General features: G+C 73.3%; 12 protein-coding genes. 6 read left to right on the forward strand and 6 right to left on the reverse strand.

From position 1 onward, the window contains the following. Positions 1–25: 25 nt before the first annotated feature. The 6 genes from HEQ75_RS14840 to HEQ75_RS14865 all read left to right on the forward strand — a co-directional run bounded on the left by HEQ75_RS14840 (position 26) and on the right by HEQ75_RS14865 (position 6,400). Positions 26–1,807 carry a feruloyl-CoA synthase gene (locus HEQ75_RS14840; protein ID WP_209318574.1) on the forward strand — a complete coding sequence of 594 codons (1,782 nt, stop codon included), beginning with the start codon at positions 26–28 and terminating at the stop codon, positions 1,805–1,807. Further along, complete coding sequence (locus HEQ75_RS14845) at positions 1,804–3,033, forward strand: thiolase family protein (RefSeq protein WP_168031917.1); 1,230 nt, start codon at positions 1,804–1,806, stop codon at positions 3,031–3,033. Before HEQ75_RS14840 ends, HEQ75_RS14845 begins: the two co-directional genes overlap by 4 nt. Then, entirely contained in the window at positions 3,030–3,455 is a 426-nt protein-coding gene (locus HEQ75_RS14850) for an acyl-CoA thioesterase (protein ID WP_168031918.1), read from the forward strand. Before HEQ75_RS14845 ends, HEQ75_RS14850 begins: the two co-directional genes overlap by 4 nt. A 101-nt stretch (positions 3,456–3,556) precedes the next feature. After that, on the forward strand, positions 3,557–4,549 hold the full coding sequence (locus tag HEQ75_RS14855; protein ID WP_168031919.1) for a tripartite tricarboxylate transporter substrate-binding protein: 993 nt from the start codon (positions 3,557–3,559) through the stop codon (positions 4,547–4,549). 145 nt (positions 4,550–4,694) lie between these two features. Then, on the forward strand, positions 4,695–6,257 hold the full coding sequence (locus tag HEQ75_RS14860) for a glycosyltransferase family 39 protein (RefSeq protein WP_168031920.1): 1,563 nt from the start codon (positions 4,695–4,697) through the stop codon (positions 6,255–6,257). Then, entirely contained in the window at positions 6,254–6,400 is a 147-nt protein-coding gene (locus HEQ75_RS14865; protein WP_168031921.1) for a hypothetical protein, read from the forward strand. Before HEQ75_RS14860 ends, HEQ75_RS14865 begins: the two co-directional genes overlap by 4 nt. A 5-nt stretch (positions 6,401–6,405) precedes the next feature. Here the strand turns inward: HEQ75_RS14865 and HEQ75_RS14870 are convergent, their stop codons facing one another. Genes HEQ75_RS14870 through HEQ75_RS14895 form a run of 6 tightly spaced genes read right to left on the reverse strand, consistent with a single transcriptional unit; the run spans position 6,406 to position 12,637 of the window. Further along, positions 6,406–7,203 carry a YdcF family protein gene (locus HEQ75_RS14870; protein ID WP_168031922.1) on the reverse strand — a complete coding sequence of 266 codons (798 nt, stop codon included), beginning with the start codon at positions 7,201–7,203 and terminating at the stop codon, positions 6,406–6,408. Next, positions 7,200–8,078, reverse strand: a complete 879-nt coding sequence (locus tag HEQ75_RS14875; RefSeq protein ID WP_168031923.1) for a glycosyltransferase family 2 protein — start codon at positions 8,076–8,078, stop codon at positions 7,200–7,202. The genes HEQ75_RS14870 and HEQ75_RS14875 overlap by 4 nt, the downstream gene beginning before the upstream one ends. Further along, a complete protein-coding gene (locus HEQ75_RS14880; RefSeq protein WP_168031924.1) occupies positions 8,078–8,965 on the reverse strand; it encodes a glycosyltransferase family 2 protein in 888 nt (295 codons plus the stop codon). The genes HEQ75_RS14875 and HEQ75_RS14880 overlap by 1 nt, the downstream gene beginning before the upstream one ends. Continuing rightward, complete coding sequence (locus tag HEQ75_RS14885; protein ID WP_168031925.1) at positions 8,962–10,080, reverse strand: glycosyltransferase; 1,119 nt, start codon at positions 10,078–10,080, stop codon at positions 8,962–8,964. The genes HEQ75_RS14880 and HEQ75_RS14885 overlap by 4 nt, the downstream gene beginning before the upstream one ends. After that, positions 10,077–11,120 carry a glycosyltransferase family 4 protein gene (locus HEQ75_RS14890; RefSeq protein WP_168031926.1) on the reverse strand — a complete coding sequence of 348 codons (1,044 nt, stop codon included), beginning with the start codon at positions 11,118–11,120 and terminating at the stop codon, positions 10,077–10,079. Before HEQ75_RS14890 ends, HEQ75_RS14885 begins: the two co-directional genes overlap by 4 nt. Continuing rightward, complete coding sequence (locus HEQ75_RS14895) at positions 11,117–12,637, reverse strand: oligosaccharide flippase family protein (protein ID WP_168031927.1); 1,521 nt, start codon at positions 12,635–12,637, stop codon at positions 11,117–11,119. The genes HEQ75_RS14890 and HEQ75_RS14895 overlap by 4 nt, the downstream gene beginning before the upstream one ends. Positions 12,638–12,739: the final 102 nt, after the last annotated feature.

Genomic DNA, 12,739 nt, shown 5'->3' on the forward strand with positions numbered 1-12,739 from the left:
CGGGGAACCTCGGCCGGGGGAGAGCATGTCCGCAACCCGCCTGCCGATGGGCGCGGCGCCGGTCCGCCTGGAACAGCGGCCCGATGGCGCGCTGCTGGTGACGCCGGTGCCGGCGCTGGGCGCCTATCCGCGCCTGCTGACCGAGCGGCTGCAGCACTTCGCCGCCACGGCGCCCGGGCGCACGCTGATCGCGCAGCGCGACAAGGCATTGGGCGGCGACTGGCGGCGCATCTCCTATGCCGCGATGTGGGATGCGGTGCAGGCGCTGGGCCAGGCGCTGCTGGATCGCGGCCTGTCGGCGGACCGGCCGCTGGTGTTCCTCTCCGGCAATTCGCTGGCGCAGGCCATGCTGACCCTGGCTGGGCTGCATGTCGGCGTGCCGGTGGCGCCGGTCTCCCCGGCCTATGCGCTGCTGGCGAAGGATTTCGTGAAGCTGCGGCACTGCCTGGCGCTGCTCACGCCCGGGCTGGTCTATGCCGAGGACGGCGCCGCCTTCGCCGATGCCCTCGCTGCCGCGGTGCCGCCCAGGGTGGAGGTGGTGACGGCGGCCGACATGCCGCGCCTGCTGGCGACGGCGCCTACGCCCGGCGTCGCCGCCGCCCACGCCGCCGTGCGGCCGGATGACGTGGCCAAGATCCTGTTCACCTCCGGCTCCACCGGCCAGCCCAAGGGGGTGGTGAACACGCACCGCATGCTGTGCGCCAACCAGCAGATGCTGCGCGAGGCCTTCCCCTTCGTGGCGGAGGACCCGCCCGTGCTGCTGGACTGGCTGCCCTGGCACCACACCTTTGGCGGCAACCACAATCTCGGCCTCGTGCTGTACAATGGCGGCAGCTTCTACATGGATGACGGCCGCCCGGTGCCCGGCGGCTATGCGGAATCGCTGCGCAACCTGGCGGAGATCGCCACCTCCATCCACTTCAACGTGCCGCGCGGCTTCGAGGAGCTGGTGCACCATCTGAAACAGGATGCGGCGCTGCGGCGGCGCTTCTTCTCCCGCCTCCACATGATGTTCTATTCCGCTGCCGGCCTGCCGCAGCACATCTGGGACGCGCTGGATGCGTTGGCGCTGGCCGAGCGCGGCCGGCGAATTCCGATGTTCACCGGCCTGGGCGCGACGGAGACCGCGCCCTTCTGCCTGGTGGTGCGGGAGGATTCTTCCGAGTCCGGCGCCGTCGGCCTGCCGGCGCCGGGCATCGTGCTGAAGCTGGCGCCGGTCGCCGGCAAGATGGAGGCGCGGGTGAAGGGCCCCTCCATCACCCCGGGCTATTGGCGCAACCCGGAAGCCACGCAAGCGGCCTTCGACGAGGACGGCTTCTACCGCTTCGGCGATGCGCTGGTGCCGCTGGACCCCGCCGACCTGCACAAGGGCTTCCGCTTCGACGGCCGCATCACCGAGGATTTCAAGATGGCGACCGGCACCTGGGTCAGCGTCGGCCCGCTGCGCGCCCGGCTGGTCGCGGCCTGCGCGCCCTATGTGAAGGATGCGGTGATCGCCGGCCAGGACCGCGACAGCCTGGCCGCCATCCTGCTGCCGGAACGCGAGGCCTGCGCCGGCGTGGCGGACCTGCCGAGGCTGCTGGCGGACCGGCTGGCATCGCTGGCGGCGCAGGCCACCGGCAGTTCGCAGCGCATCACCCGCGCCGTGCTGCTCGATGGCGCACTCTCCCTCGATGCGGGGGAGGTGACGGACAAGGGCTCGATCAACCAGCGCGCCGTGCTGGCGCGCCGCGCCGCGCTGGTGGCGGCGCTCTATGCCGATCCGCCGGGTGCGGACATCATCTGCCTGCCGGAGACCGTCGCATGAAGGACCTGCACACCGAATGGCAGGATGCCTGGCTGTTGGCCGGCGCCCGCACGCCCTTCGCCGATCTCGGCGGGCCGCTGGCCAAGGTCTCGCCCATCGACCTCGGCATCGCCGCCGCGCGCGGGGCCATCGCCAGGGCCGGGATCGACCCGGAGGCGATCGGCTGCGTCGTCGCCGGCTCCGTCGCCCAGGCGAGCTTCGACGCCTACATGCTGCCGCGCCACATCGGGCTGTATGCCGGCGTGCCGGTGGAGGTGCCGGCGCTGCTGGTGCAGCGGGTCTGCGGCACGGGGATCGAGGCGCTGGTGCAGGGCGCCAATGCGGTGGAGCGGCAGGGCGCCGGCATCGCGCTGTGCGTCGGCGCGGAAAGCATGAGCCGCAACCCGATCGCCGCCTTCACCCATCGCGGCGGCTTCGACCTTGGCGCACCGGTGGAGTTCAAGGATTTCCTGTGGGAGGCGCTGGAGGATCCGGCCTGCGGCCTGTCCATGGGCGGCACGGCGGAGGAGCTGGCGCGGCGCCACGGCATCACGCGGGATGCCGTGGATGCCTATGCCGCGCGGTCCTTCGACCGCGCGCTGGCGGCACGCGAGGCCGGATTCTTCGACGACGAGATCATCCCCCTCCGCCCCGCCACCTTCAGCCGCGAGGGCCTGCGGGATCGCGGCATCGCCCTGCCGCGCCGGGTGGCGGAGGTGACGGCGGACACGCATCCGCGCCCCTCCCCGGTGGAGGCGCTCGCACGAATCCGGCCGGCCTTCGGCGGGGTGCAGACCGGCGGCAATTCCTCCGCCGTGGTGGATGGCGCGGCGGCGGCGCTGGTGTGCAGCGGCGCCGGCGCGCAGGGCGCGCTGCCGCTGGCGCGCCTGGTGGCCGCCACCGCCGTGGGCTGCCCGCCGGAGATCATGGGCATCGGCCCGGTGCCGGCGATCCGCGCCCTGCTGCACCGCACCGGGCTGACGCTGGACCGCATCGACCTGGTGGAGATCAACGAGGCCTTCGGTGCGCAGGTGATGGCCTGCGCCCGCGACCTCGGCCTGGATGAGGCGCGGCTGAACGTGCATGGCGGGGCGATCGCCATCGGCCATCCGCTGGCCGCCACCGGCATCCGCCTGGCGTTGACCTGCGCCCGGGCGCTGCGGCGGCGTGGCGGGCGCTACGGCATCGCCTCCGCCTGCATCGGCGGCGGGCAGGGCATCGCGCTGCTGATCGAGGCGGCGGCATGACCACGCTGGTCGGGCGCCAGGCGCGGGTGATCGAGTGGGGCGATTGCGACCCCGCCGGCATCGTCTTCTACCCGCGCTACTTCGCGCATTTCGACGCCTGCACCGCGCTGCTGTTCCAGCAGGCGCTGGGCGAGACGCAGGCGGCCTGGGCGGCGCGGCATGGCGTGATCGGTATTCCGATGGTCGACACCCGCGCGCAATTCACCACGCCCTGCACCTTCGGCGACCAGGTGGTGGTGGAAAGCCGCGTCGCCGCCTTCCGCCGTTCCTCCTTCCAGGTGGAACACCGGCTGCTGCGCGCCGACGGCGTGCTGGCGGTGGAGGCGTGGGAAACCCGGGTCTGGGCGGCCCGCCACCCGGACGACCCCGCCCGCATCCGCGGCGTGGCCGTGCCGGCGGCCGTCGTCGCGGCCTTCGGCTGAGCGCTTCGGCTGAGAACGGCTTGGTATCCCGGCCATCCGCCGGGCAGAGTGGCGTCAACGCCCCGGCGCAACGACGCCGGGTCCCAGGAGGAGAGACCGAGATGAGCACCAGCCTGACCCGTCGCACCGCGCTCGGCCTTGCCGCCGCGGCGCTCGCCACGCCCGCCTTGCCGCGCCGGGCCGGCGCGCAATCCATCGCCCGCACCGTCCGCGTCATCGTCGGCTTCCCGGCCGGCGGGTCTTCCGACGTCGTCGCCCGGCTCTACGCCGACAAGCTGCGCGGCCTCTACGCGCCGAACCTGATCGTGGAGGGCAAGGTGGGCGCCGCCGGGCGCATCGCGGTGGAGGCGGTGAAGGCCGGCGAGACCGATGGCAGCATCTACCTGCAGACCCCGGCCTCGATGCTGACGCTGCAGCCGCATGTCTTCCCGCGGGAGGTGCGCTACGACGCGCTGGTCGATCTCGTGCCGGTTTCCACCGTCTGCACCTTCCCCTTCGCCATCGCCGTGCCCACCGGCCATCCGGCAAAGACGCTGGCGGAGCTGATCGCCTGGATGAAGGCGCAGGGCGGGGAGGTGCCCTTCGCCTCGCCGGCCGCGGGCTCCGCGCCGCATTTCCTGGGCGTGATGCTGGGCAATGCGATCGGCGTGAAGGTGACGCATGTGCCCTATCGCGGCGCGGCGCCGGCCATGCAGGACCTGGTCGGCGGGCGGCTGCCGATCTTCGTCGGCGTGCTGGGCGACATCTCGCCGCAGCATGGCAGCGGCGCGCGGATGCTGGCCGTGTCCTCGCCGCAGCGGAACCCGCGCTACCCCGACCTGCCGACCTTCGCCGAACTCGGCTACCCGCAATTCACCAAGGATGAGTGGTTCGGCGCGCTGCTGCCGGCCAACACGCCGGCGTCCATCGCCAATGCACTGCATGCCGGCATCGTGCAGGTCTCGCGCATGCCGGAGATGGTGGCGGCGCTGGACCGGCTGGAATACCTGCCCACCGTCTCCGCCAGCCCGCAGGCCTTCGCCGAGCGCATCCGGCGGGAACGCGCGGAATGGGGGCCGATCGTGCAGGAAAGCGGCTTCAAGCCGGAAAACTGAGTTTTCCGCCGGCGGCCCCGGCGCCGCCGCAATCGCGCCGCGGGAAAACCGCGGCGCGGCGGCAAAGCAGGGCGCAGAGCGGTTGCATCCGCGCCCCGCCTTTGGGATGGGTAGCGCGTGCGGCATCACGGCCGTGTGAGAACCCATGCTGGACGGTCGAACCCTGTCTGCGCCCACAAGCGCCACGCGGCCCGGGGCCGCCGACGCGCTGGCGCTGCTGCTGATCCTGGCCGCCGCGGTGCTGCTGCGGCTGACCAGCTTCGTCCCCGCCGTGGTCGACACGGATGAAGGCCTGTACATGGTGCAGGCGCGGGAATGGCTGAACGGCGGCTGGCCGCTGGTGGCCGCCTGGGACATGCACCCGATCGGCGCGCCGGCGATGTTCGCGCTGGCCTTCCTGGCCTTCGGCGTCTCGGTGGAGGCGGTGCGGCTGCTGGGCCTGCTCTGCGTCATCGGCACCGGCTTCGGCCTGTATGGCGCGGCGCGGGCGGCCGGCGCGCCGCGGTCCGTCGGCGTCGCCGCGGCGGTGGTCTATGCGGCGCATTCGCTGCTGCTCAGCGGGTTGTGCACCAACACGGAATTGCTGATCGCGCCCTTCGTCACCGCCGCCATGGCCATCGCCATCCGCGGCGCGGCGCGGGCACTGCAGCTGGTGGATCCGGCGGCGCCGGGCTGGCCCTCGCTGGTGGCGATGGGGCTGCTGGTGGGCTGGGCGCTGCTGGTGAAGCAGGTGGTGGTGCCGGCCGGCTGCTTCGCCTTCGCCCTGCTGCTGGGTCCGGCGCTGTGGCGCGGCCTGCTGTCCTGGCGGCGCCTGCTGGCGATGGCGGCGGCCTATGCCGCGCTGTGCGCCACGCCCTTCCTGCTGGCGGGCTTCGCCTATTGGATCCAGGGCTGGCTGCCGGATTACCTGGACGGCTCCATCCTGGCGCCCTTCCGCTATTCCATGGAGCGCATCGCGGCGGCGGAGGCCTGGCGGCGGATCGGCACGGCGGTGCTGACGCTGGGGCTGGCCTTCGCCGCGGCGCTGGCGGCGCTGGCCTGCTGGCGGCCGCGCGGGCCGCTGGCCCTGCTGACGGCGGTGGCCTTCGCCTGGTTCCTCATCGCCAGCGTGGCGATCTCCGGCCCCGGCTTCTTCTTCGCGCATTACTTCCTGCTGTGGCTGCCCTCCCTCTCGCTGCTGGCGGCGGTGGGGCTGTGGCAGGTGGCGCGGCGGGTGGCGCGGCCGGAGCTGTCCCGCCCGGTGCTGGCCGGGCTGCTGCTGCTGCTGGCCAGCCAGGGCTGGCTGCCCGAGATGACGGAGCGGCTGGAGCGCGGCCCCGGCCTGATGCACCGCGACCCGGTGCGGGAGGTGGCGGCGGCGGTGCGCGAAGCCGCCGGGCCGGACGGCGATGCGCTGATCGCGAACTACCATGCCAGTGTCTACGTCATCGCCGGCGTGCGGGTGGCCACCCGCTTTCCCTTCCCGCCGCATCTGACCGGCTATTTCGAGGATCTGTCGGACACCAACACAACGGTTGAGCTGAATCGGGTGCTGGCGGCGCGGCCGCGGGTGATCGTGGTGGACCGCGCCTGGATGCAGACCATGCGGCCCGCGGCGGCGGAGCAGGTGATGGCGGCGGTGGCGGCGGGATACGATCTGGCCGCGACGGTGGCGGAACGCCGCGGGCCGGTGGAGATCTACCGGGTGCGGGGGGCCGCGGCGCCGTGACGGTGCCGCCGGAGCCTGCGGCGCTGGCGCGCCCACCACGCCCGGTACCCCTGATGCAGGTGGTGACCAAGGGCTGGTGGGTGCTGCGTGTGGAACGGGTGAGCGTGGAGGAATTGCAGAAGGCCGCGCAGGCCGCAGGCTGACCGCCTCACGGCGCCGGGAACCACGCCCCCGTCCGCCCGGTCAGCCAGTACACCGTCAGCCCCACCCATTCGCGCAGCGCCCATTCCGCCTGGTTCAGCCGGCTGGGGAAGGGGTTGTCCCACCACAGCGCGGGGTCCGCGCCGGTGGTGTAGTTCACCGGCCAGGCGGTGATCCGCCAGCCGGCGGCGCGGAACACGCCCATGCTGCGCGGCATGTGGCTGGCAGATGTCACCAGCAGCCAGGTCTCGCCCGGTTTCGGCGCCAGCAGGCGGTGGGTGAAGACCGCATTCTCATGCGTGTTGCGGCTGGCATCCTCCAGCACCAGGCGGCCTTCCGGCAGGCCGAGGCTGGCGAACAGCATCGCCGCCGTCGCCGCCTCCGTCGGGCCGGACTGGTCGATGGCCGCGGTGCCGCCGGTGAACACCAGCTTCGCCTCCGGATGCCGCAGCGCCAGCGCCACGCCTTCCGTCATCCGCTCCGCCGCGCCGTTCAGGGCGGGGATGCCGCGCGCCTCGGTCAGGCGCTGTTCCACCGCGCCACCGAGCACGATGATGCCGGTGACCTGCGCCGGCGCCTGGGTCGGGCGGGGGAAGCGGTTTTCCAGCGGCAGGGTCAGCAGGGCGGCGACCGGCAGGGCGAAGACGGCCCCATACCAGCCGAGGCCGAGCGCCAGCGGCCAGCGGCCGAAGCGGCGCCCGCGCCAGACCAGCACCAGCCCGGCCACCGCCAGCAGCAGCGCCAGCGTGTTCGGCCGCAGCACCCCCCAGGCCAGTTTGGAGACCAGGAAGAAGGCGTCCGTCATCCCTTGAGGTCCAGGATGCGCATGGGGTGCGCCCGGCCGCGCAGCAGGTCGGCCAGCGCCAGAAGGTTGCCGCGCAGGCGGCCGAAGCGGTCCACATGCGGCTCCGGCGCCAGGGACCGCGCGGCGTTCATCGCCAGATGCCGCGCGGCGGAGGGGATCGCGTGGCTCCAGGGGAAGGTGCCCTTGTGGGCGAGGTAGACCGGATTCGCCACCTGGCTGTAGCCGAGCCGGAGCCCGGAGACGCGGCCGGCCTTCACGCCGAGATGCACGCCGCGCGCCCCGGCCAGCCGCAGGATGGAGCCGTGCCGGCTGAGCGCGCGGGTGACGTCGATATCCTCGTACCAGCCATACAGCGGCAGCGCCTCGTCCACCCGGATGCCGTGCGCGCGCAGGGGGGCCAGCCGGAAGGCCATGTTGCAGCCATAGCCGTTGAAATGCGGCGTGACGGCCAGCGGGTCGGCGGGCGGCACGTCCGCGGCCAGCACGGCGCGGCCTTCCGCCACCGTCAGCCCCGGCCCCTTGGCGCCATCGGCCAGCACGGTGCCGGTGGTCACCACGCAATCGGGATGCGCGCGCAGCACCGCCTCCGTCACCGCCAGGTAGTCCGGCGCAGGGAGGAAATCATCGTCCAGGAACAGCACCGCGTCGCAATCGGTGCAGGCGTCCAGGATGGCGTTGCGCTGGCGCGGCAGGCCGGCGGGGCTGGCCATGAAGGTCACGGCGGGGAAGCGCGCCGGCAGCCCCGCCACGTCCTCGGCCGTGACGTGGCAGACCAGCACGCGGTCCGGCGCACGGGCCTGGCGGGACAGTTCGGCCAGCACCTCGCCCAGGATCGCGGCACGGCCGCGGGTGGCGATGCCGATCGCCAGCCGCATCAGCCTTCCTCCCTGCGGCCCTGGATGGCGGGGCGGATGCGCCCGGCGGTCGCGTCACCGCGGAGGAAGCCGCGTGCCCGGCCGAGGAAGGTCATGCCGTAATAGGCGGCCGGGCGCAGCCGCAGCCGGGCCAGGCTCAGCGCCAGGCCGCCGAGCGGGCGGATGGCAAAGGTCATCCAGATGCGCGCCGGCACGCCATGCCGGCGCAGCGCGAAGCCCAGCCCCTTGCCGTAGAGCCAGGCCCGCGCCACCGCGACATCGGAAAGCCGCTTGTCCGGGTGGATCACCCGCAGCGCCGGGTCGTAGACCGCCTTGTGGCCGACGGTGACGGCGCGCAGCACCAGGTCGTTCCCCTCCGCCGAGCCCAGCGAGGTGCCCGGCCCCATCGCCTCGTCATAGCCGCCCAGCGCCAGGGCCAGCGGCCGCCGCAGCCACAGGTTGAACTCAATGACGCTGGTCCAGGCGTTTTCCTGCGTGATCGGCCCGCCTTCCTCGCGCCAGCGGCCGGATCCGAGGCCGCCTTCCGGGTTGGCGGCTGGGCCGGTCAGGATCATCAGCGCCGGGTCGGCGGCGAAGGCGGCCTCCACCTGGTCCAGCAGGCCGGGCGGGTAGAGGCAGTCATCGTCCGGAAAGCTGACCAGCGCGCCGCGTGCCTGGCGCAGGCCGAGGTTGCGGGCATGGTTGGCCCGCGCGATGGAGGAGCGCAGATGCGTCAGTTGCAGCGGCGCCTGGTAGGGCGCCAGCAGCGGCACCAGCCGGCCATCCTCGTTCTGGTCGACGATGATGACCTCGGCATCCGTGCGGCCCTGCGCCAGCACGCTGTCGAGGAAGGCGACCAGCTCCTCCGTCCGGCCGCGGGTCGCGACCACCAGGCTGAAGCGCATCATGCGGCCCCCCCGCGGGCCGCCAGCGCCTCCTCCACCAGCGCCTGCATCCGGGCGCGGAAGGCGGCGCGGGAGAATCGCTCGGCATTGGCACGGCAGGCGGCGGGCGCGATGGAGAGGCTCTCGAAACGAGCGACGGCTGCCATGATGCTCTCCGCGGTCTGGTCGGGAAACAACAGGCCCGTCTCATCAGGTTGAACAATATCAGAAGCCCCGCCCCGGGCAAAGGCGACCAGGGGCGTGCCGCAGGCCTGGGCTTCCACCAGCGCGATGCCGAAATCCTCCTCCGCCGCGAAGACGAAGGCGCGGGCCGATTGCAGCAGCGCCACCAGTTCCGCCTGCGGGACGCGGCCGCGGATTGCGATGTTCGGCGCCCCGGCGGCGGCTTCCCGCACGCGGGCCATCTCCGGCCCGTCGCCGGCGATCACCAGTCGCCGGTCCGGCATCCGGGCGAAGGCCGCGGCGATCAGGTCGATGCGCTTGTAGGGCACGAGGCGGGAGGCGACGACATAGTGGTCCTGCTTGTCCGGCTGGAAGGGAAAGCCATCGAGGTCCACCGGCGGGTGCACCACCACGCTGTCGCGCCGCCAGGCCTTGCGGATGCGCCCGGCGATCCAGGCGCTGTTGGCGGCGATGACATCCGGCCGCGCGCCGGAGGCATGGTCCCAGGCGCGCAGCCGGGCCAGCAGCCAGCGCGTCAGCAGCCCCTTCACCCCGCGATCCAGGCGGGACTGCCGCAGATACTGGTGCTGCAGGTCCCAGGCATAGCGCATCGGGCTGTGCACATAGGCGACATGCAGCGTCCCCGGCCCGGTCAGCACCCCCTTCGCCACGGCGTGGGAGGAGGAGATCACCAAGTCGTAGGCCGAGAGGTCGAACTGCTCCACCGCGATCGGCATCAGCCCGAGATAATAGCGGAACCATTGCCGCGCCCTTGGCAGGCGCTGGATGAAGGAGGTGGTGGGCACCCGGCCGCCGAGGAATCCGCGCTCCGCCGCCGGCAGGAAGTCGCAGACCGCGAACAGCTCGGCCTGGGGGTACAGCAGCAGAAGCTGCTCCAGCACGCGTTCCGAACCGGCATAGCCGTCCAGCCATTCATGGATGATCGCGACCTTCATCGGTGCTCCAGCAGGGCCAGCAGCCGCTCGGCGGCGGCGGGCCAGGAGAATTGCGCGGCACGCGCCCGGCCGGCCTGGCGCAGCTGCCCGGCCAGCAGCGGCTCGTCCAGCAGCCGGGTCAGCGCCGCGGCCGGGGTGCGCGGGCCTTCCGCGTCGAACCACAGCGCGGCCTCGCCACACACTTCCGGCACCGCGCCGGCGGCGGCGGCCAGCACCGGGCAGCCGCACCACATCGCCTCCAGCGGCGGCAGGCCGAAGCCCTCATAGCGGGAGGGGAAGATGAGGCCGAGCGCATTCTCATACAGGGCGCGCAGTTCCGCATCGCTGACCCGGCCGAGCGCCAGCGCGGCGTCGACATCGCCGGCATTGCGGAACACGCCGGCATCCGCCGCGCCGGCCACCGCCAGCTTCATGCCGCGGGAAGCCAGCAGCGCCACGCCATCGCGCAGCGCATCCAGGTTCTTGTGCGCGGCGCGGGTGCCGACCGCCAGCACGAACCGCCCGGGCTGCAGGCCGGTCCGCGCCAGCACCCCGGTCTCCGCCGCATCCCGCAACGCATGCTCGCCCCCTTCCGCCACCACACCGATACGCGCGGCAGGCAGCTTCAGATGCAGCGCAAGCCGGGCGCGCGAAAATTCCGAGACGGTGACGATCCGCGTCCCCCGCCGCGGCAGCGCCCAGTGCAGGGCGCGGTACCAGGCGCGGAAGGGCAGGGAATAGCTTTCCGGCGTGTCGAAGACGCCGGCATCGTGGATCACCACGGTCTGCCGGCGGCCCAGGCGCAGCGGCGCTGTGTTGCCCAGGTTCAGCAGGTGGTCGGCGCCCACCGCGCCGGGCAGGTCGAATTGTTCCCAGGCCTGGCCGCCACGACGGCCGAGGCGGGTCACCGGATGGCCGGCGAAGGTCTCCGGCGCGTCGGGCGGGGCCAGCAGGCGGATCGGCCGGCCGGTGGCGAGCAGCGCCTGCGTGATCTCCCGCGCGAAGCGCTGCACGCCGCTCATCTTCTGGGTCAGGAAGCGGGCGTTGATGGCGAGGCTCATGCCGGCTCGCCCTTCAGCACGGCGCGAATCCGCCAGGGCCGGCGGGCCAGGATGCGCAGATCCTGACGCTCCGCCGCCGTCAGCGCGGCGAAGCCGGCCAGCGCGAAGGCCAGCAGCACGGCAAGACCCAGCGGGAGGGGCATCAGGCCCGGCAGCAGCAGCGCCAGGCCCAGCCCGCCGGCCAGCAGCGGCGGCACCAGGCGGTGCGTGGCCGCGGCGGCGGCCGGGTAAAGCCGGGCCACAAGCCACAGCCGGCCGGCGACATCCGCCGCGCAGCGCAGCGCCCAGGCCGCGGCCGCGCCCTCGATCCCCAGCCAGACCAGCAGCAGCGCGGACAGCGGCAGGAACAGCGCCGCCTGCGCCACCTGCCACTTCGCATTGGCATCCGGCCGGCCGATCGCGTCCAGCAGCGCGCCGGGGGCGAAGGCGGCGCAGGAGAAGAAGATGCCGACGGCCAGGATCTGCAGCACCCGGCCGCCGCCGGCGGCGAAGTCCGCGCCGAGCCAGAGGCCGAGGATCGCAGGCCCCCAGGCCACCAGCACCAGGCAGGCCGGCAGCACCGCGGCCATCACCAGCAGCGCGCCGCGCCGCAGCAGCCCGGCGGTGGCGGCCTGGTGCGTCAGATAGGCGCCGGCCATGGCCGGCAGCAGCGCCTGCGCGACCGCCACCGGCAGGATCCACATCCGCATGACCAGGTCGAGCGGCGTGGCGTAGTAGGCGACGGCGGCCAGAGTCAGCACTGCGCCAACCAGGAAGCGGTCGGCATAGAGCAGCGCCTGGGTCAGCACGCCGGAAGCGCTCATCCATCCGCCCATGCGCAGCAGCGGCGCCAGCAGCGCCCAGCTTGGCCAGGCCGGGCCGAGCCCCGGCAGGTCGCGCCGCGCCAGCCAGAAATAGGCCAGGGAATTGGCCAGCCGGCAGGCCAGCAGCGCCAGGATCACGCCGACCAGGCTCTGCCAGACCAGCAGCACCAGCACCGGACCCAGGTAGTAGAAGATGGCGATGGGGATGGCGGCCAGGTTCGCCTCCCGGAACCGCTGGTGGGCCGCCAGCGTGCCCCAGAGCGCCGCATTCACCACCACCAGCGGCGCCGCGGCGCACAGCCAGCGGAAGGCGGCGATGGCTTCCGCCTGCAAGGCGGGCGGCGTGTTCAGCAGCCCGGTGACCAGGGCCGGCACGAACAGGTAGGCGAGGGCGGCGATGCCGGCACTCAGCAGGGCCAGCGCGCTGATGGCGCTGCCGGCAAGCTCCGCCGCGCCCGCCACTTCTCCGGCGCCGATCCGCGCCGCCAGCGCCCGGGTCAGGGCGGCGCCGACGCCGAGGTCGAACACGCCGAAGACGCCGACCAGGGCGAGGGCGAGGGTGAAAAGCCCCCAGCGGTCGATGCCCATCTGCTGCACGAGAAGCGGGGTGAGCGCCAGGGCCAGCAGCAGCGGCAGCCCCCGCCCGGCGGCGTTCCACAGCGTGCCGGAGAGGAGCCGCCCGCCGGAGGCGCGTTGTTCGGCCGAATGGGCCATGACCTGCGCCGTTCCTGATCGTCCGGCGGCGGTGGCCGCCGGCGCTGACATTGTTCCGGCGGCGGTGGCCGCCGGTGCTGACGAAGTTCGGGGCGGTCTACG

Source organism: Falsiroseomonas selenitidurans (genome assembly GCF_012103215.1).
Lineage (GTDB): Bacteria > Pseudomonadota > Alphaproteobacteria > Acetobacterales > Acetobacteraceae > Falsiroseomonas > Falsiroseomonas selenitidurans.

What these genes read in the sequence shown, in the direction of transcription:
- HEQ75_RS14870 (WP_168031922.1), bottom strand. Translation starts at nt 7,203, where the DNA reads ATGACGGACGCCTTCTTCCTGGTCTCCAAACTGGCCTGGGGGGTGCTG.
- HEQ75_RS14895 (WP_168031927.1), bottom strand. Translation starts at nt 12,637, where the DNA reads ATGGCCCATTCGGCCGAACAACGCGCCTCCGGCGGGCGGCTCCTCTCC.
- HEQ75_RS14890 (WP_168031926.1), bottom strand. Translation starts at nt 11,120, where the DNA reads ATGAGCCTCGCCATCAACGCCCGCTTCCTGACCCAGAAGATGAGCGGC.
- HEQ75_RS14860 (WP_168031920.1), top strand. Translation starts at nt 4,695, where the DNA reads ATGCTGGACGGTCGAACCCTGTCTGCGCCCACAAGCGCCACGCGGCCC.
- HEQ75_RS14885 (WP_168031925.1), bottom strand. Translation starts at nt 10,080, where the DNA reads ATGAAGGTCGCGATCATCCATGAATGGCTGGACGGCTATGCCGGTTCG.
- HEQ75_RS14880 (WP_168031924.1), bottom strand. Translation starts at nt 8,965, where the DNA reads ATGATGCGCTTCAGCCTGGTGGTCGCGACCCGCGGCCGGACGGAGGAG.
- HEQ75_RS14855 (WP_168031919.1), top strand. Translation starts at nt 3,557, where the DNA reads ATGAGCACCAGCCTGACCCGTCGCACCGCGCTCGGCCTTGCCGCCGCG.
- HEQ75_RS14850 (WP_168031918.1), top strand. Translation starts at nt 3,030, where the DNA reads ATGACCACGCTGGTCGGGCGCCAGGCGCGGGTGATCGAGTGGGGCGAT.
- HEQ75_RS14845 (WP_168031917.1), top strand. Translation starts at nt 1,804, where the DNA reads ATGAAGGACCTGCACACCGAATGGCAGGATGCCTGGCTGTTGGCCGGC.
- HEQ75_RS14840 (WP_209318574.1), top strand. Translation starts at nt 26, where the DNA reads ATGTCCGCAACCCGCCTGCCGATGGGCGCGGCGCCGGTCCGCCTGGAA.
- HEQ75_RS14875 (WP_168031923.1), bottom strand. Translation starts at nt 8,078, where the DNA reads ATGCGGCTGGCGATCGGCATCGCCACCCGCGGCCGTGCCGCGATCCTG.